The sequence below is a fragment of the Candidatus Aciduliprofundum sp. HYA1 genome (assembly GCF_056175085.1).
In genome coordinates this window covers 224,613-242,902 of record NZ_CM149694.1, presented here as the reverse complement: position 1 = coordinate 242,902, position 18,290 = coordinate 224,613, and the positions used below count along the sequence as shown (strand labels likewise).

General features: G+C 46.7%; 19 protein-coding genes, 1 tRNA gene and 1 riboswitch. Of the genes, 10 read left to right on the top strand and 10 right to left on the bottom strand.

The window, feature by feature from the left end; translation table 11 throughout:
• The first annotated feature begins 1 nt into the window (after window position 1).
• Entirely contained in the window at window positions 2-844 is an 843-nt protein-coding gene (locus AC0S1O_RS01380) for an alpha/beta hydrolase (RefSeq protein ID WP_475393974.1), read from the top strand.
• Here the strand turns inward: AC0S1O_RS01380 and lysS are convergent.
• From lysS to AC0S1O_RS01365, 3 genes are read right to left on the bottom strand one after another with little or no spacing between them, the layout of a single operon-like run.
• A complete protein-coding gene (gene lysS / locus AC0S1O_RS01375) occupies window positions 841-2,286 on the bottom strand; it encodes a lysine--tRNA ligase (RefSeq protein WP_475393973.1) in 1,446 nt (481 codons plus the stop codon). The genes AC0S1O_RS01380 and lysS overlap by 4 nt on opposite strands.
• A 33-nt stretch (window positions 2,287-2,319) precedes the next feature.
• A complete protein-coding gene (locus tag AC0S1O_RS01370) occupies window positions 2,320-4,176 on the bottom strand; it encodes an ABC transporter permease (RefSeq protein ID WP_475393972.1) in 1,857 nt (618 codons plus the stop codon).
• Entirely contained in the window at window positions 4,173-5,756 is a 1,584-nt protein-coding gene (locus AC0S1O_RS01365) for an ABC transporter permease subunit (RefSeq protein WP_475393971.1), read from the bottom strand. The genes AC0S1O_RS01370 and AC0S1O_RS01365 overlap by 4 nt, the downstream gene beginning before the upstream one ends.
• A gap of 76 nt (window positions 5,757-5,832) precedes the next feature.
• Here AC0S1O_RS01365 and AC0S1O_RS01360 point away from each other — a divergent pair, with 76 nt between their 5' ends.
• Window positions 5,833-7,626 carry an ATPase, T2SS/T4P/T4SS family gene (locus tag AC0S1O_RS01360; RefSeq protein WP_475393970.1) on the top strand — a complete coding sequence of 598 codons (1,794 nt, stop codon included), beginning with the start codon at window positions 5,833-5,835 and terminating at the stop codon, window positions 7,624-7,626.
• Here AC0S1O_RS01360 and AC0S1O_RS01355 read toward each other — a convergent pair.
• Genes AC0S1O_RS01355 through ppa form a run of 4 tightly spaced genes read right to left on the bottom strand, consistent with a single transcriptional unit; the run spans window position 7,608 to window position 9,941 of the window.
• Entirely contained in the window at window positions 7,608-8,717 is a 1,110-nt protein-coding gene (locus tag AC0S1O_RS01355) for a hypothetical protein (RefSeq protein ID WP_475393969.1), read from the bottom strand. The genes AC0S1O_RS01360 and AC0S1O_RS01355 overlap by 19 nt on opposite strands.
• A gap of 10 nt (window positions 8,718-8,727) precedes the next feature.
• Complete coding sequence (cyaB, locus tag AC0S1O_RS01350; RefSeq protein ID WP_475393968.1) at window positions 8,728-9,234, bottom strand: class IV adenylate cyclase; 507 nt, start codon at window positions 9,232-9,234, stop codon at window positions 8,728-8,730.
• Window positions 9,206-9,403, bottom strand: coding sequence for a hypothetical protein (locus AC0S1O_RS01345; protein WP_475393967.1), 198 nt, complete (start codon window positions 9,401-9,403; stop codon window positions 9,206-9,208). The genes cyaB and AC0S1O_RS01345 overlap by 29 nt, the downstream gene beginning before the upstream one ends.
• Window positions 9,404-9,428: 25 nt before the next feature.
• Window positions 9,429-9,941, bottom strand: coding sequence for an inorganic diphosphatase (ppa, locus tag AC0S1O_RS01340; RefSeq protein WP_475393966.1), 513 nt, complete (start codon window positions 9,939-9,941; stop codon window positions 9,429-9,431).
• A gap of 70 nt (window positions 9,942-10,011) precedes the next feature.
• Window positions 10,012-10,073: riboswitch (Fluoride riboswitch) on the top strand.
• Between the two features lie 9 nt (window positions 10,074-10,082).
• Here ppa and AC0S1O_RS01335 point away from each other — a divergent pair.
• Genes AC0S1O_RS01335 through AC0S1O_RS01315 form a run of 5 tightly spaced genes read left to right on the top strand, consistent with a single transcriptional unit; the run spans window position 10,083 to window position 13,628 of the window.
• Window positions 10,083-10,436 (top strand): hypothetical protein, encoded by a 354-nt coding sequence (locus tag AC0S1O_RS01335; protein WP_475393965.1) that lies wholly within the window; start codon window positions 10,083-10,085, stop codon window positions 10,434-10,436.
• A complete protein-coding gene (locus AC0S1O_RS01330; protein ID WP_475393964.1) occupies window positions 10,381-10,779 on the top strand; it encodes a hypothetical protein in 399 nt (132 codons plus the stop codon). The genes AC0S1O_RS01335 and AC0S1O_RS01330 overlap by 56 nt, the downstream gene beginning before the upstream one ends.
• Window positions 10,780-10,816: 37 nt before the next feature.
• On the top strand, window positions 10,817-12,049 hold the full coding sequence (locus AC0S1O_RS01325; RefSeq protein ID WP_475393963.1) for an MFS transporter: 1,233 nt from the start codon (window positions 10,817-10,819) through the stop codon (window positions 12,047-12,049).
• Between the two features lie 44 nt (window positions 12,050-12,093).
• Window positions 12,094-13,245 (top strand): cation diffusion facilitator family transporter, encoded by a 1,152-nt coding sequence (locus AC0S1O_RS01320; protein WP_475393962.1) that lies wholly within the window; start codon window positions 12,094-12,096, stop codon window positions 13,243-13,245.
• Window positions 13,246-13,292: 47 nt separating this feature from the next.
• Window positions 13,293-13,628, top strand: a complete 336-nt coding sequence (locus AC0S1O_RS01315; protein WP_475393961.1) for a hypothetical protein — start codon at window positions 13,293-13,295, stop codon at window positions 13,626-13,628.
• A 1-nt stretch (window position 13,629) separates the two neighbouring features.
• Here the strand turns inward: AC0S1O_RS01315 and AC0S1O_RS01310 are convergent.
• A tRNA-Met gene (locus AC0S1O_RS01310) sits at window positions 13,630-13,735 on the bottom strand.
• A 2-nt stretch (window positions 13,736-13,737) separates the two neighbouring features.
• Window positions 13,738-14,436 carry a 30S ribosomal protein S3ae gene (locus AC0S1O_RS01305; RefSeq protein WP_475393960.1) on the bottom strand — a complete coding sequence of 233 codons (699 nt, stop codon included), beginning with the start codon at window positions 14,434-14,436 and terminating at the stop codon, window positions 13,738-13,740.
• 85 nt (window positions 14,437-14,521) lie between these two features.
• On the opposite strand from AC0S1O_RS01305, the gene AC0S1O_RS01300 reads away from it, so the two are divergent.
• The 3 genes from AC0S1O_RS01300 to AC0S1O_RS01290 are packed head-to-tail and all read left to right on the top strand — an operon-like array spanning window position 14,522 to window position 17,498.
• A complete protein-coding gene (locus tag AC0S1O_RS01300) occupies window positions 14,522-15,130 on the top strand; it encodes a hypothetical protein (RefSeq protein WP_475393959.1) in 609 nt (202 codons plus the stop codon).
• Between the two features lie 36 nt (window positions 15,131-15,166).
• Window positions 15,167-16,318: a pyridoxal-phosphate dependent enzyme gene (locus tag AC0S1O_RS01295; RefSeq protein ID WP_475393958.1), complete on the top strand. Its 1,152-nt coding sequence runs from the start codon at window positions 15,167-15,169 to the stop codon at window positions 16,316-16,318.
• A complete protein-coding gene (locus tag AC0S1O_RS01290) occupies window positions 16,308-17,498 on the top strand; it encodes a PLP-dependent aminotransferase family protein (protein WP_475393957.1) in 1,191 nt (396 codons plus the stop codon). Before AC0S1O_RS01295 ends, AC0S1O_RS01290 begins: the two co-directional genes overlap by 11 nt.
• On the opposite strand, the gene AC0S1O_RS01285 is transcribed toward AC0S1O_RS01290, so the two are convergent.
• On the bottom strand, window positions 17,485-18,216 hold the full coding sequence (locus AC0S1O_RS01285; protein WP_475393956.1) for an isopentenyl phosphate kinase: 732 nt from the start codon (window positions 18,214-18,216) through the stop codon (window positions 17,485-17,487). The two genes, AC0S1O_RS01290 and AC0S1O_RS01285, sit on opposite strands and share 14 nt — an antisense overlap.
• Between the last annotated feature and the right edge of the window lie 74 nt (window positions 18,217-18,290).

Sequence of the window (18,290 nt, the reverse complement as noted above, 5' to 3'; positions counted from 1 at the left end):
AATGATATGGGTTATAATCTCCATTTTAATTTTTATTGTGTTTATTTTCCTGCTTTTCGCAGCCTTCGTGGGATACAAATTGGTCACTCCAGCCAGGTTCAGGGATTCCTGGACTCCCAAGGATTTTGGTGCCCAGTACGAGGACATAGAACTCAGAACTTCAGATGGACTCAAACTGAAGGGATGGTTCATAAAGGGGGATGAAAGATGCGTGGTCCTCCTGCATGGCTACAGCGTCAGCAGGTGGGACAGGGTTTACATGAGACCAATGATGGAGGAACTCTGGAAGGGTGGATATTCTGTGCTCACCTTTGACTTCCGTGCCCACGGGGAAAGCGATGGAAAGCACACAACCATAGGGGATAAGGAATTTGAAGATGTGGTTACAGCCATAAATTATGCAAGGAAAAGATGTGGGCACATCTATGTTGTGGGATACTCAATGGGCGGATTTCTCGCCCTAAAAGCGGCCACATTGGAGAGTGTGGAGAAGGTGGTGGCCGATAGCCCGTACATATATACGGATAGAACAGGTGCAAGGGGACTCAAGTACTTTGCCAACCTGCCGGAATCCCTGTATGCCCTTGTAAAGCCCTTTGCCATTCTAATATCCGGAGCGAATTTCAAAAACACGAACCCGTTCCTGTTTGCGAAAGATCTCAAGGCGAAGGTTCTCATAGTGGCCGGGAAAAATGATCCCCTTGTTAGGGTTGAGGAGATAAGGGAGTTTGTGGAAAGATCCGGGAAGGATATTGAACTATGGGTAACCGATGCCGCCCATGTGAGGAGCATCCAGATTGACAGGGACGGTTATGTTAGGAGAGTTTTTGAATTTCTCTCCTAGTCCTTTTTTGGAGCCAGTATGGGAAAGAGTATGACCTCCTTTATGCTCGTATTTCCCGTGAGAATCATTGTGAGGCGGTCTATGCCTATGCCCACGCCGCCCATGGGTGGCATTCCCCACCGGAGAGCCTCTATGAAATCCTCATCGTACTGGTGTGCCTCCTCATCTCCCAGTGTGCGACGCTCCACCTCCTCCCTGAAGAAATGCTCCTGCAGTTGAGGATCGTTGAGCTCGGTATATCCATTTGCAAGTTCCACACCTCCAATGTAGAGTTCAAATCTCTCAATGAGTCTCTTATCCCCACGATGCAACTTGCACAGGGGAGTGGTTTCCTTGGGATGATCTATGACGAAAACGGGTTCAATGAGATCTTCTTCGCACACCCTCTCAAACAACTTGCCCAGGGCTAGGCCTCGGTTGTACTGGGGCATCTTTATTTTGTATTTCTCAAGCAATGCCTTTATCTCCTCATCGCTCGTGTTATCATCAATTCCCCTTCCGGCGAGCATATCAAGCATCCTCTCCCGACGGAAAGGTCTAGTCAGATCAATCTCATGCTCTCCAAATTTGACCCTCTCCACGCCCATCTGCTCTGCAACATGCTTTATCATCTCCTCTGTGAGATCCATCATATCTTTGTAGTCCACGTAGGCTTGGTAGATCTCGATCATGGTGAATTCCGGATTATGGGTCGTGTCTATATCCTCGTTGCGAAAATCCTTGCCTATTTCAAACACCCTGTTGTACCCGCCAACTATCAGGCGTTTCAGATACAACTCATCGGATATGCGGAGGTAGTAATCCCTGTCTATGGCATTCACATGCGTCTTGAATGGCTTTGCATTGGCCCCTCCGTAAACGGGCTGAAGGATGGGAGTCTCCATCTCCAGAAATCCCCTGTCCCAGAGGAACTTGCGAATCTCCTTCTCAATCTCGCTCCTCCTTCTGAATGTCTCAAAGGCCTGCCGGTTGAACATAAGATCCAGATACCTCTGCCTGTACCTCTTCTCCACATCCCCTATGCCAAACCACTCGTGGGGCAGGTCGTAGAGGGCCTTGGAGGCTATCTTTATCTCCTTTGCCAGAACGCTTAACTCGCCCCTCTTTGTTCTCATCACCTCCCCCTTTACCCACAGAAAATCCCCCCGATCAACATATTTCTTCAGGAATCTGTACTGCTCCTCTCCCAGAACATCCTGGCGGAAGAAGCCCTGAATCTTCGTTCCATTATCGCGTAAATCTCCAAATGCAAGTTTGCCGTGAAACCTCAGGGCGTACAACCTTCCGGCAACGGCAACCTCCTTGCCCATAAATCTATCCGGGTCTCTCACGATCTCCTCAATGTAATTGGTTATGGGCGTGCTCTGGGGATAGGGCTCCACACCCATGCTCCTCAGTTCCTCCACCAGTTGAAGGCGCTTTATGTAGTCCTTTCTCTCCATGCTTGGGGATATGGCAAGGGTGATAAATAATTTTCATTCTTCATCGAGCGTTCTGCTCTCTATGGATCTCACGTACTCAGTGGTGTACATTTCCTGGGAGAGTAAATACAGGGAGTAAACCAGGAGCCATAGGGCAATAAGGGGAGGTGCCACGAGCCACCATTTATCCAGGTATCCTGTGAAGTAGGCATTGGTTATCATCCAGCCCCATGTGGGTATTGCGTAATTTCCAAATCCTAAAAATGATATGCCAACTTCCAGCAAGAGTGCCATTGTCGTGGCGCTCAATGCGTAGACCATTGAAATTCCCTTTACTTCCGGGAGTATGTGTTTGAACATTATTCTCCAGAATCCGGCCCCGGAAACCTTGGCACTTTCAACGAATGGTTTTTCCTTTATCACCTTTGTGTAGTTTCTCACAGCCCTGGCCTCAAGTGGAGATAGTGCAAGGATGGATGCTGTGATTGTGGCCATTATGTGATGCTGTATTCCGAAAAGGTAAATCATGAGGGCTGCGTATCCTATTGCGGGTATGAACAGGAAAGAATCGGATAGGAGAAGAAGCAAATCGTCAGGTAGTCCGGAGAAATAACCGGCCGTTAGTCCCCATAGTGTTCCAAGAATCAGCACAGCGAGCCCGCTAACAAATGCTATGTAAATCTCATTTCTGAATCCCCAGAGTAACTGGGAGAGTACATCTCTTCCAGCGGAATCCGTGCCCAGCAGGTACTTTTTACTCGGAGGAAGCGGTGTTATGAGTTTTCCAGAATAACTGTACTGCACGATGGATTTTTCGTTGTTCAGCAATGCAAACAGGTACGGCACTAGGTCCTGCTCTCCCAGTGCTATTTTTGTGAAATTCCCCTTTGTGCCCCATTGCACCGTCCCGTCTCCGGTGAGAACAAAGATGAGCCTTCCATCCTTGAGAATTGCACCCATACCATCCACAAATGGTGAGAGTGAGTACTCCCTTATATTGCCTATTTTCCACAGAAAACCCTTATCGCTTAGGGTGTTGACCTTTCCCACTATGCCCTGTGGAGAATAGGCGTATAGGGATTGTCCGTAGTAGTGCAGGTGTGTGATCTTTACTGCCATGCTTATATCTGTGGAGGGAGTTCCATTGGCCATAAAAATTCCCATTATGAGGGTTCCTGATGCCACGTATATCCTGTTGTTTCCATAAACGGGAATATATATGGGATTGGAGGTGAAATTCCCATCAATGCTCCAGATAATCTTTCCGTGATCGTTGAGGGCTATCAAGCGATCCTGGGTGGATATGTAGAAATTTTTGTAGGAATAATGTATCCCCAGAACCCTTTTTTCAAGGGAGAAATTCCACACTAATGATGGCCTTCCATTTTCGTAGGGATTGTATGAATAGGCGTACATTCCCGTGGCATTCACCGCGATAAACCCCGTGTATTGAGAGAAAGGTATCTGGATGGGATAAACGTTGCAGGTATTTCCCACATCAATTCTGTACAGTTTTTCCTGCGTTGGTGAGTAGAGGTAAACCGCATTCTCCGTGTGAAATATGGGCATACCGTACTCTCCAACATGGAGTATTTTTATCTCCGACAAATGGGAGGAATTGATGTTGAAAGTTCTCACAATCCTGTGCTGAACCATATCGTAATGTATGAAGAGTCCGTTTTTACTCAATGCAAATATGTCGTATCCGTATATTGTGAAGTTGTCTATGGATGCTGATAGGTTGAACTGATTCACGATCTGGGGAACGAAGATGTCTTGAGGAGGTGCGTGGAATCCTGTTGGATTGCGAAGGGGTAAGGCGGGCACGATCAATGCTATTATGATGTAAACTGTGAGTATTCCAAGGGCGATTTTACCCGTTCTGCTCAGTTTCAACCCTTTTCCCTTCATCTTCTCACCCTCGGATCCAGATAGTAGATAACGATGTCTGAGAATATTGATGCTGCAATCATAACAAGGGAAAAGTAGATGATTGAAATCTGAAGTTGGAATGGATTTCCGTTCACAGTGCCCTTGAAGAGTAAATACCCCATTCCCTTGATCTTGAATATAACCTCCAGAAACACCTGTGCGGTGAGTATCCACCCAAAATTCAGCACAGAATCAGTAATTGTTGGGATCTCCGTGCTTCTTCTAACAAATTTTCTTATCTTCCTTGGATCGAATCCAACCGCTCTGAATGTGTTCACATAGGGTTCCCTGTATTCCTTCACTGCGAGGGCCCTTGCTATCAGATAGGGCCTCGCCAGTGTGAGCAGGGTGAGGATGGAGGATGCGAAGAGAATCTGAAAGAACTCCTCAAACCATCCCCTGGGTGCAACCAGTGTGGTGTAAATCAGGGGATAATTCTCAAAGAGGTGCAGGAACTGATAGGTTGCATAAAAGGTTGGTATGGAGTAAAGGGCCAGAAACAGGGCGGCGTAGAGATCCAAACTTCTTGAACCCTTTTTCCTCACGGCCAGATATATTGAAATCAGGTACGAGAAGAGAGCCGTGAGAATGAATATGCCAAGTGAGATCACAAGGGCTTTTTGCAGGGATAGTCCCTTCAGTCCCCATTCAACACCCTTGGTTATCCCCCCGGTTAGTAGAAGATGCCACCAGTTCAGGTACTGATCGTACCACGGGCGATCGAGATGATAGTACTGTATGATTTGGAATCTCGTAACTATGGTTGATATTCCTCCTACCCTGACCGATAGGGGTGGACCTGCAACCCAAAGGATGTAAAAAAGTATGGTGAGAACTATGAAAAGGGATACTAAATTTCGAAGGGTGCTTCTTATCAGGAGCTTTATGCCCTTGCTCCTTCCACCCCTGAACTTGTATGCGGCCAGAACGAAAATACCAATGCCAATAACAACCAGGGAATCTGCAAATATCCCCATCCAGAAATATTTCGTTTCTCTGAATTCAATGATAACCCTATTCCTGAATTTCCCGGAAATGACGTTGTTCCTCATATGGGCATCAACAAGATTGCTTCTCAGCACGCTATCGTTTTTTGGGAGGGTCATTTTGAAGTATCCCTGGCAGTGGGGCAGTTTCAAAACAAATTTATGATCACTTGTCCCGTTAAGGTAGAAGTGGAAGGTTATGCTTGTGATGATTCTTGATTTTCCGTTCACAGGCATTGGCTTTGAGTAGTTCACCGCTATTTCGTGAACATTGGCCAGAGGGTGCCTACCGTCCAGGGTGAGGTTTCCTATGAGGTAATAATAATCCCCTGCTGGTGTGAGGTTTAATTGCAGAAGATTATCCTTCAAGAGGTTGCTCAACTCAATGCCGCTCAAGTTTCCCGATGAGTCCAGATCATATTTTTTCTTTGTGCTCTCATTCAGGTACTGCACGATCTCAATTGTTCCGTTGTACCTGTCGCTTATCTTTGCATCTACAGACACATCATGGGCCTGGGCCAGAGGTACCAATAGAACAAGGAGCAGGACGATGATAGCAATGGATTTTTGCATTCTCCCCGTGATGTTCCCGCAGATATAAAGTATTTTCTTAGAAATTGTTTAAATAATAGCACAACTTTTCAAACCTATGAAATTCGTTCCAGACACAAGCGTAATAGTTGATGGGAGATTCGTTGAGTTCCTGCAGAATGAGGAGGTGGAGGAGATAATCATTCCAGAGGCCATAGTGGCTGAGGTGGAGCATCAGGCCAACAGGGGTATGAGCATTGGTTTTTCCGCCCTGAGCGAATTGAAGAAGATCCGTGAGATCTGCGAGCAAAGAGGCATAAACCTCGTATTCTGTGGCTCCCGACCCGAGGATTGGCAGATCCGCCGGGCAAAGGAGGGGGAGATGGACAATATGATCAGGGAGTGTGCCTTCCAAAATGGTGCGACCCTTGTTACTGGAGATTCTGTGCAAAGGCACATTGCTGAGGTCAAGGGCATACCCGTTATCTATTTGGAACAGAGGAAGGAGATAAAAATAAGAATTGAGGATTTCTTCACCCCGGATACCATGAGCGTGCACATAAAGGCGGATGTGGGTGCCTTTGCCAAGCGTGGAAAGCCGGGAGAGTTCAAGCTGGTGAAGATAAGGGAGAGCATAAGCCCGGAGGAGGTTGAGGAGATCGCCTACGACATAATTGAAAGGGCCAGAAGGGATGAGAGGTCCTTCATTGAGATGGATATGAAGGGGGCCACCGTCGTGCAGTTGAAGGAATATCGCATAGCCATAACCCGTGCCCCCTTTTCGGATGCCATGGAGATCACAGCAGTTCGCCCGATTGTGAAGTTGAGTCTTGAGGATTACAACATAGGTGAGAAGTTGAGGAGGAGAATTGAGGAGCGGGCCGAGGGCATACTGGTTTCCGGCTCTCCAGGCGCTGGAAAGAGCACATTTGTTCAGGCCATTGCGGAGTACTATGCCTCCCTAAACAGGATAGTCAAGACCATGGAGAAGCCCCGTGATCTGATTTTGAAGGATGAGATAACCCAGTACACATCCCTTGAGGGAAGCATGGAGAAGACGGGAGACATCCTTCTCCTCGTTCGTCCAGATTACACGATATTTGACGAGATGCGCACCACCTCGGATTTCAAGGTGTTCACAGATTTGCGCCTTGCTGGAGTGGGTATGGTGGGCGTTGTGCACGCTACCCGTGCCATAGACGCATTGCAGCGTTTCATAGGGCGTGTTGAACTTGGAGTGATTCCCCAGATCGTAGATACCATAATCCACATAGAAAAGGGTGCCATTGCTCAGGTCCTCACCCTTAGGTACACCGTTAAAGTGCCCAGCGGTATGCATGAGGAGGACCTTGCCAGACCTGTCATAGAGGTGAGGGATCTTGAGGAGGAGAAACTCCTTTACGAGGTTTACTCCTTCGGGGAGCAGATAGTTGTCGTTCCCGTGAAGGAGGAGGAAAAGGGAATATACAAACTTGCTGCCAGGGGCATAGAGGAGGAGATGCGCAAACTCTTCCCAGGATTGAGGGTGAAGGCGAAGGTTGTTAGCGATAATCGAGCCAAGATATATGTACCTCCCTCAGCCATATCATCGGTCATAGGAAAGAGGGGCAAGAGGATCGCTGATATAGAGGAACTCCTTGGCATATCCCTCGATGTTGAGCCCCTTGGGAAAGAGAGGATAAGGGAGGAGAGAATCGAAGTTGAGGTGGAGATGAAGAAAAAGACAATCCGGCTGCATGTGGGAGAGCACCTTGCCCATTCCAAGGTCTCCGTATTCGCAGATGGGCAGAGGCTCTTTGATGTCACCGTGTCCCGCGAGGGCTACATAAATTTGCGAAAGAGCACGGCCAACGGGAAGAAGGTAATGGAGGCGTTGAAGGATGGGGAAAGCATCTATGTGGTTCCTCTATGACTCCTCCTGGCTTTGAACCCGAATGCTATGAGCAGTATGGATAGGAAAACGGGTATTCCTGTGGCTATATAGAGCTCAGAGATACTCAAATTCCCCCTTTCAGGGCCATTCTCCCTCAAATTCAGTATTTCCTCCCTGGATGCACTCTTGGATGCGTACTCTTTCATTCCGAATGTGTATTTTGAGAGAGTTATATTTTTGTAGGAATCATTATCCATAATGCCCCTGTTTTGGAGCATCGTTGCAAAGGTTATTGCATCGTAAAATGTATCATTTGAGTGGTAGAGAATGCCCGCACTCCTCATGCCAATCTCCATGGGAAGGAGTTCTATTATTCCTGATCTTCTGATGATACTGCCCCGTGCCTCCATATGTACTTTCATCTCGATGCTTCCGGATATCTCTTTATTTATAGTTTTATTCAAATTTGTGGTTATATTGTTAGTCTTTGAATATCCAACACCGCTCGCAATAATCTTTCCATGGAAATTTGCGGTGGTGTAATAACTTACGTTCTCTTCCTGCTCAAGGGGTATATAGGGAAGGGGCTTTGAGTAATTTATCTTCAGATATATATCGTATTTCAAGGAGTAGTCGTTTCTCTGCACAACTCTCCCTGCGAACGGTAGGGTATAAATGATCTCGCCCCGAACCTTCTCTGGGTGCTTTGTGTAGAGGTGGATGCCTACCTCCTTTATACCGTAAAAATTCTGGGTTTTGCCCTCGTGCGTTGTATTGTATCTCTCAAGAAGAAAGTATCCCTCGTAGTTAATCCATCTTTGAACAGTTAAATTTTCCCACACCATATTCTGTGATATCCGAGCCATATCCAATTTTCCGTTCAGGTACGAGTTTGAATAGAACATCCCGGAGAACGAGCAGTTGTACATATTCCCGTGCATCTTCGGATACTCTATATATATGCCCAGAACCCTTGCTCCCATCGCAACTCCCGTGAAATTCTCACCTTCCAGATCCTTCCCGAAGTTAAGAGACCAGAGGTATCCGTGTCCCTGGGGTGAAGCCCCTGCATTGGTAATCAGGGAGAGTGCCAAGATCAGCAGGAAAATGGTAAAAATTCTTTTTTTCATACTCTTCACCTCATCTTTCTTTTTCAAGGAGCATTTCCAGATACGATTTCGTGATGAACACCTCTATTTTCAGTTGTCTGGCAAGGGCTAGGACCCTATCCCTGCACGGGTCATACTCACCTATGCATTCAATCTCCACAAAATTGCCCAGATTCTCCACATCATCCACGCATACGGTTAGTTCTCCCAAAGAATAATATTTCCTTCTCTTCCTAACAGAGGCAACAAATCTGAATCCTAGTTTTTCAAGCAGATACCTCGCCTCCCGCGCATCCCCAATTTTCAGATTGATCTCCTCTCTGCTCTTCGTTTCCTTATCCACTTTTGGTCCCTTGTAGGTTAGCGTGCCATCGTTTCTTATGCGCAGTGCCTCATCCGTCTTGCTAAAATCCCTGCAGGGATGATTGAAGTACAGGTCCTCCTCCTCCACAACTCTCGCCAATCTCGCACCCATATTCAAAATCTCTCTTTCAAGAGATTCGAGATCATCAATTCTTGCCTTTATCTCTACTTCCATCCTTCCTCATCTCCCTGAGCCAATCTTCGTATTCATCCTCTTCAATCTCCACAACAAGTGAGCCAATATACCCGCAATTCTCACATTTGAACTTCTCCCCGGTGACCATTCCTGCTACGTAGTGAATTCTCGTGCTTCCACAAACGGGGCATATCTTTATTTTGGCCACGGGTTGGATAGGGATGTTTGAATATTTATTTTTTCCCTCTTCTCTCAATGGCTTTCATTATGGCTCTCTTTGCCTCGTCAACCCCCTCAAATCCTATTATGCGAACCCACTTGTTCTTCTCAAGTTCCTTGTAATGTTCAAAAAAGTGCTGAATCTGCTCAAGTATGCTTGGGGAGAGGTCCTCTATGCTCTTAACCTCCGCACTCCTTGGGTCCACATCGGGATGCGGAACCGCCAGAATCTTTCTGTCTGGTCCGTGCTCGTCCTCGGTTACAAGCATTCCTATGGGTACTGCCTTGACGATTACCCCGTGGGGAAATGAATCGTAGGATATGATCAGGCAATCAATGGGGTCATTATCCTCTTCAAGGGTTTCAGGTATGAACCCGTAGTTGAAGGGGTAAAATGATGCGGTGTGAAGCACTCTATCCACCTTTATCACGTTCATCTCAAAATCGTACTCACACTTTATATTGCTCCCCTTGGGTACCTCTATGAAAACGTAAATATCTTCCGGCGAGTTCTCTCCAGGTTTCATGGGCTCTCAATGCTCTCATCGTATTTTATTTTCACGTTTTTGGGTTAATTATTTATACCATCATTTATTGGTGAAACCCGGTGATGGGGCCCACCACAATCGCCCGACGGGGCTGATGGCTCCTTTTAAAAGGTGGTCCCTATGGAGGTAGAGGTTCCAAAGGATGTGTTTGAGAAGATTCGCAATATGCGGGAGGATGATTTGAACAGGTTTCTCTATGAGAGGGTGGCCTCTCTGAAGAGGTATCTTGATATGAACGACGAGGAAGCGCTTTTGAGGAGAAAAAGAGAGATAGAGGACAGAATAAGGAAAATGAAGAATGAAATAGCAGAACTCACCGAGTTCTGTGAGAAAGCCCTGAGGGATCAGGAGAGAATGTCCATCTGGATTGATGAACTTGATATTGAGAACAGAAACCTTCTTGAGGAGATGAGAGGAAATGGAGATTACATTTCGAGCGGGAAAATTAAAAAGGAAAAGGTTCAGGATCGATAAAAGGGCCTCTGAGATAATAAGGGAGGTATCCTCCGTTTACAATCTTCCGGAGGAGGAAGTTGTGCTTATGGCGCTCACAGAGCGGTGGGAGAGGGAATCCAAGAACGAGAGGATTGAAAAGCTGAGAAAGGATATTGATGCTCTCCTTGCCGAGATGTTCGAACTTGAGGGGAGATGGGCATCCGTGAGGTACAGATCCCATACCTATGTGAAGGAAAACAGGGGTCTGGCGATAGTGCTTGCTGGAAAACTTGGAGAGAACAAGAGTTTGAGAAATTTACTGAAAAAGAGAAGGGCGCATGATGACATCCGAAGGGTGGTTGATTTTTACCTCTGGCTCTGAGGTAAAGATTAAATAACTGCATTTGCATTGTCATGCATTGATACCCAAGGACAGGATGTTCTACAAGTTTGCCGTCTACGGATTCTTGAAGAACCTGAGGTTATTTGAGCCCTTCATACTTCTGTTTTTTCTTGGTGCGGGGCTTGATTTCACAGAAATAGGTGTTTTGATAGCCATAAAGCAGGTATCGGTGTACATTCTCGAAATCCCCACGGGGGTGTATGCAGATGCCATGGGTCGTCGCAGATCAATGCTTATGAGTATGCTCTCCTACATGATATCCTTCTCCATATTCTTCCTCTTCTCCAGTTTCTGGCTGTTCGCTCTTGCCATGGTCCTCTATGCCCTGGGTGATGCCTACAGAACAGGTACGCATAAGGCGATGATTTTGGAGTATCTGAAAATAAGGGGCATATCTGATAGGAAGGTTGAGTACTATGGTGCCACCCGCTCGTTCTCTCAACTCGGCTCGGCTCTCAACGCCCTGCTGGCAGGGTTCATTGTATTTTACACTGGAAATTACAGGGACATATTCATAATAACAATAATCCCATATGTTCTCAACTTCATAAATCTAGCCACATACCCGAGGATTTTGGATGGCGAGATAACGAGGGAACTTGGCAAGGGAAGGGTTGTGAGGCAGTTCAGGAGAACAATCTCCGATTTCAAAAATATGTTGAAGGATAGGGTTGCCCTTAGAGCCATTTTGAATTCCTCATTGTTCTCTGGCTCTTACGAGGCTGTAAAGGACTATCTGCAGGCAGTTTTGAAGGTATTTGCCCTGTCCCTTCCAATTTTTATGTACCTCGGACAGGATAAGAGAACTGCGGTGGTAATCGGTGTTGTTTATTTCTTCATCTATCTTATGAATTCCTACGCTTCCCGCAATGCCTACAGAATAGTAAAGCGGGTTGGAAATCTGGCAAGGGCCATAAACTCAACTCTGATACTTGGTGCGGTGACCATACTTCTTGCAGGAATATTCTACCACTGGAATCTGCTTGTCCTCTCCATACTCCTGTTTTTGCTCATCTACGTTCTTCAAAACCTGCGCAGGCCCATGAACGTCGGATACATTGCAGAGCGTATAAAGAGCAGGGTTATGGCTTCTGGCCTCAGCGTTGAATCACAGACAAAGACCATAATAGCAGCATCCCTGTCCGTGCTCATGGGATTTTTTGCGGATCTATTTGGTGTGGGCTCCGCCCTTGCTCTGGTAGGGTTTTTCGTGCTTCTCTTGGCCCCTCTGGTGTTTGTCAGGGATTGAGTTTTGAAAAGTTATAAGTAATTGTATCCTATGCTTAGAATCAGGTGATTTCCTTGAACGAACTTGTTGATGGTGAGAGGGTGGCCCGGAATGTGACGATAGTTACCTTTTTTCTTGCTCTGGGAAAACTTGCCGTAGCCATGCTCACCAACTCGGTTGTTATACTTGCCGACTCCTTCCACAGTTTTTCTGACATTGTTCCCATAATGGCTGCCTGGTTTGGACTTAAAATAGCCCAAAAGCCGGAGAGCGAGAGTTTCCCATTTGGCTATTACAAGGCCGAAAATCTTGCGGCTCTATTTGCAAGTTTGTTCATATTCTTCCTTGGATTTGAGATATTATCCGAGAGTTTGAACAGACTGCTCTCAGGAGTTTCAAGGGTGACCAACGATTGGCTTGGAATTTCTATGATAGCAGTTGCCATAATCACATCCTATTTTCTTTACAGGTACCAGTTCAAGGCTGCAAAGAGAACGAGATCCCAGGCACTAATGGCCAATGCCACCGAGACAAAAATGGATATTTTCTCCGCTTTTCTCGTTCTATTCGGATTTGTATCTTCAATTTTCTCCATTCCCTATGTGGAAGGTGCGGTTGGAATAATCCTTTCCATATTCGTGTTTTACGCTGGATACGAGAATTTTCGCGACTCTGCCCTTGCCCTTATGGATGCTGGAGTGAGCAGGGAGGATGTTGAGAGAATAAAAAATGCGGCCCTGTCCGTTCCCAGGGTTAAGGGGGTGAAGGAGGTGAAGGCCAGGCACTCTGGCCCGTTTTTGATGGTTGAACTTGTTATTCTCGTTCCGGAGGGGCTTGATGTGGATAGGGCCCACAAAATTGCAGACGATGTGGAAAAAAGGGTAAGAGCCCTGGATATTGTGGACCATGTTATCGTGCACATTGAGCCAGAAAAATCCGAGATACTGGTGGCAAGGCCGGTGAATGAGGATGGTTCCTTTGCAAGGGTTTTTGGCTCGGCCCCCTATTTTGATATATTTCGTGTTCTGGAGAAAAGGAGAGAGAAGATTGAACGTATGAAAAATCCTGGGTTCGGACTGTCCAAGAAGCGTGGGGTTAAGGCGGCCTTATCCTTAATAGAACGTGGTGTTGACGTGGTTGAGGTTAAGAATATTGGGGATGATTCACGAAAAATACTTGAAGATGCGGGAGTGAAGGTCAGGATAATCCCGGACTGATTTCTCCACTTCCAAAGAATTAAATTTCATAGGAGCATGATGAAGCGATGAACTGGAACGAGTTTGTGAAATCCCTGGTGAAGTATTCGATTCTCACTGTAATAGGCCTGATAATCACACCCTATCTCGTTATGATTGTTGGACTGGCAGTGATGCTTGTTGGGGCCTTTTCAACGAGCCCGACCATAAACCTTCTCAGGTTCAGAACAAAGAGGATATTTAAATCCGCCGAGGTTGATGTTGAGGATATTGAGGATCCAGACAAGATTTACAACGTATCCTGGAGGGAGAGTTTGTTCATTCTCCTCTCCGGATTTATTCTGTTTTTAATAGCCCTAATGGTTGCCAGTTTCGGATGGAGGGGAATAATATACATGCTCTGAGTGCCGGGGCCGGGGTTTGAACCCGGGACCTTCGGATTTCTCAGGCTTGGAGGTGGAGATTCAATACCCTATGAGTCCGACGCTCCACCAGGCTGAGCCACCCCGGCGTTTAAGAAACCTCTTCCTCAACCTCTCCCTTGATTTCCTCGGGGGCCTCAACTTCAATTTCCTTCTTTTCCTCCTCACGCTCCAGTTCAATGACCTTCTCTTCGGGGAAGTGCAGAACTTCCGTTTTGCGGACCTCAATTCTGCGAACAGGGTAAATGGGTTTCAGGGCCTTGGAAAGATCCCTTTTGACCTCATCGCTGAGGAGGTACTTCACGTATTCGGAAAATGTCAGTTCCGTGGCCTTTGCAAAAAGATACTCGGAAATTTTCTTCCTCAACTCACTCTTTATTGAACTCTTAATCCTCCTATCGGGAACGGCGATTACCTTGACCCTTATCTTGTAACCATCTGCAGTGAGAACGGGGAATATGGCATCAATCCTGCTACGCCTCCTCCTCACCATACGGCGTATGTAATCGTTGGTCATATCGTGGCCTATGAACCTGGTATATGCGTTTGTACCCTGAATCCTGTTGATCTTGAAGTAGAGTTTAACGTGCATTTTCTTAAAGTCGCCCGTGAGATCGTACAGGGTTGATTCTGCAATTCTGCCAATGACCTTTTCCGGATCGTTGGCTGGAGTCATACCGATCTCCTTTGAACTGAACGTCTCTGGCGCTATTATTGTGTACCATACCTTTGATCTCCATTTATCACGAATTCTCCTGGCAGCGGCCCTTTCCGCTCTTCTGCTTGCCATGGGTAATCACCTTTGCGAAGGTAAATGGCCTTTCCTTTAAATAATTTTTGTAAATTTCTAAATACGATTTGGGCCATGGAGGTGCATGCAAAAACGCATAAAGAGTATTATTGTGTTTCTCCTGCTCGTTCTGATAATTGCCCTCATCTATCACCCTGGGTTGGGGAGCAGGGTTTATGTTACAGAGGAGGGGCATTCACATTACACCCTTACTCCAGGGAGCAACACAGGGAGTTTTAGCGCCACAACGGTGCTTAACAATGGTTCTGGATACCTCACCTTGAGGGTATCGATTGATAGAATCACCAAATTTCCCTGTGGTAATTCATCGGCCCTTAGGATCCTGCTCTCCCTCAATGCCACAGGGCACATGCCCCATGGGCTCGTTCCCAAGGACGTGGTATTTGCCGTTAGAGGCTCTGGAAATCGGACTATGTACTACTCCTTCCTTATGAAAAACAATTCAGGATTCAATGCAACCCCCTGGCCTCAGGAAGCATCCATTGGCAGTCCCGATGCCTGGAGTCCCAGGAGCGTTTATGATGGATTCAAGCCCCATGCCTCCAATTTCGCTGCCGCGACTGAATTGCTATGGGTAATCAAAAATCCGGGTCAAGGAGGTGTTATCCGCATAATCGTCCGTTTATACGGATTTAAAAACTTGATAACAAGTGAGGTTGATATTGGGGTTTGAAGGCAGATTTATATGCTCTGAATGAGATACAGGCACATGCTTGTTTGTACAGAATGTGGAGAGAGATACAATATTTCCTCCTCCATTCAGAGATGCCCCAGGTGCGGTGGGCCTCTTCAACTGGATTTTACGAAGGGATCTATTCGAGAGGGCGGGAGTGTATGGGAGAGGTTCAGGGATTTCTATCCTTATGTGCGGCTGAATAGGGATTACAGTATGGGGGAGGGAGACACACCTCTGCTACTCTCCCAAGGAATATCCCGAAAACTGGGAAACGAGATTTATTTGAAAAATGAAGCGCAGAACCCAACCTGGAGTTTCAAAGATCGGGGCACGTTCGTTGCACTCAATCGCGCCATCTCCCTAGGATTCAAGAAAGTAGGGGTTGTCTCCACAGGGAACATGGCCGCAAGCGTATCCGCCTACGGTGCCAGGGCAGGGCTTGAAACCTATGTCCTTTTATCCCCAACCATATCCCGGGAGAAAATATCTCAGATAGGAGTCTATGGATCAAAAATGCTTCTGGTGGATGGAAATTATGGAGACCTATACTTTGAATCTCTGAGGGTCGGGAAAAAGATGGGTATATACTTTATGAATTCCGATGATCCATTCAGGGTTGAGGGGTACAAGAGCATAGCCTTTGAGATCGGAGAGGAGATAGATGTAGATTATGTGGTGATTCTCACAAGTTCTGGGGGCTTAATTCGGGGAGTGATGAAGGGCTTTGAGGAGTTGAGAAACAGTGGCATTGTGGATGCAATTCCAGTACCCGTGGCGGTTCAGGCGGAGGGGTGTGCACCAATATGCAGGGCGTTCCATAATGGTAGTCGGGTTGAAAGATTTGATGAGCCAAGAACAATCGCCCATGCCATTTCGAATCCATATCCTCCAAGCGGAAACGAGGTATTGAGGTTGCTCAAAAGGTACGGGGGCACCTGCATATCTGTTTCGGATGAGGACATCATCAATGCTCAAAGGGATCTTGCGCATGAGGGAATATTCGTGCAGCCAGCATCCGCCACTGCTCTGGCTGCCGTCAAGCACCTGAAAATAAGGGGTAAAAGAATTGCACTTATACTCACCGGCTCCGGGCTAAAGGCAAAAATGGAATACCATGGGCGCATATACCAATGCAAACTTAAAGACCTTGAGAAATTCTTGGAGGTGATGGAAGATGAACCCTGAAGAAATGGTGGAGTTGCATAACGAGTACAGGAAAAATGTGCTGAACATGCAGGCATCTGAAAATTACCTATCCCCCAGGGTCCGCAGGGCTCTGGCATCCGACATGGCATCCCGCTATTCCATGGTTTTCGATATGGAGGTGCATGGCAGCGTGGTGCATAACGCCTACGGGGGAACGAAATATCAGGAGGATATGGTGAATTATGCATCGGATATGGCAAAGAGGGTATTTGGATTCAAATACGCCAGTGTAAAGCCCATATCGGGGCACATAGCAGCCATGAGTGTGCTCATATCCATTGTGGAGAGGGGAGATAAGATAATGGCCATACCTCCCGAACAGGGTGGTTACGATGGTTACTCTCAACCCTACATGCCAGATATGTTTGGCCTGAAATTCGTGCAGTTGAATTTGAAGGATCTTAAATATGTGAATACGGAGGATATAAGAAAAGAAAAGCCCAGACTCATCATCTTGGGGGCGAGTTACATTCTCTTTCCCTACAATTTGGATGAGATCCTTGATGCGGCTGAGGATGTGGGAGCGAGGGTAGTTTACGATGCCTCCCATGTTCTTGGACTTTTACCCAGCGGTTTTCAAAAGGGCATAGAGAGGTGCGATGTGGTTTACGGCTCAACCCACAAATCCTTCCCCGGGCCCCAGGGTGGTATAATACTTACCAATGATGCAGATCTTGGCGAAAAAATTGAGAAAAATATGACATGGCGTACGCAGGACAATTTTCATACCAATCGGGTTGCGGCACTTGCCCTTGCACTTGAGGAATTCAAGCCTGTGGCGAAGGAGTATGGAGATAGGGTGAGGGAGAATTCAAGAATTCTGGCAAGCATGCTTCACTCATTGGGACTTGAAATACGCTTTCCCATGGATTTCACAGACTCCCACCAAATACTTCTTGGAGAAAATGCCCTTGATAAATTCAATTTAACTCCTCCCGAGATGAGTGGAGTACTTGAGAAAAATGGTATCATAGTGGATGCCGTTGGAAGAATCGGAACCGCAGAACTCACTTGGAAGGGGTATGGCAGGGAGGATATGGTGCGCATAGCCGAACTCATTGTCCGCGCATTGAAGGGAGAGGATGTGGCAGAAGAGGTGCGTGCTCTCGTGGAAAAATGGGATGGAAAAACCATGGGTGAAAGGGCTATGGGATTATGAGGGTACCCACATCTCCACCCTCAAGGGCAAGTTTCAGAGTCCCATCCCTTCTGAGGTTTATTATCCTTATTTTTGTATTTTTAACTCTCAGTGCCTCAAGAAGTTTGTTTTTCATTCCACCGGAGAAATCGCCTGTGTCCCATAGTGAGAGGGAGTGGGCCTCGTCCTTTCTTATTCTTTCAATAACATTCCCATTCTCGTCAAGTAGGCCATCCACATCCGTGCCGTATATTATTTCATCTGCCCCCAGGCGCAGGGCAAGTTCCGTGACGATTTTATCTCCTGAAACCACTGTTAAGCCCGATGATTCGTCAATCACCCCATCCCCCCTCAGCACGGGAATGAATCCCAGTTCAACGAATCTTTTAAGGCAATTTAAGTTGAAATGAATGAATTCTCCATCCCTGGCCCTCGCCACATCGGTTATGGATACTTCCACAGCAGGATGTCCGTTCGCAACGAGAGTTTCCACAATGACCTTTGTTATTTTTGACACCTCAGAGCGTAGATGAGCCCACTGGATATGGTTGCCCTGCAATCCCTTGAAAAGTTTGTACTCCTTGGCCAGTTTATGACCCACGTATCCAACGCCGTGCACAATCACGTACCTTTCATCGGGAATGAGTTCCCTTGCCACCCTCTCTGCAACCTCTACAACGTGGTCATCTCCATTTCTCTTATCCGTCAGTGCAGAGCCTCCTATCTTGATTATTTTCATTGCCCTCCCTAAGGGATTGCACTTTAAAATATGTTTTGGAAATCCACAGAATTGTGGCACAGGATTTAAATAAG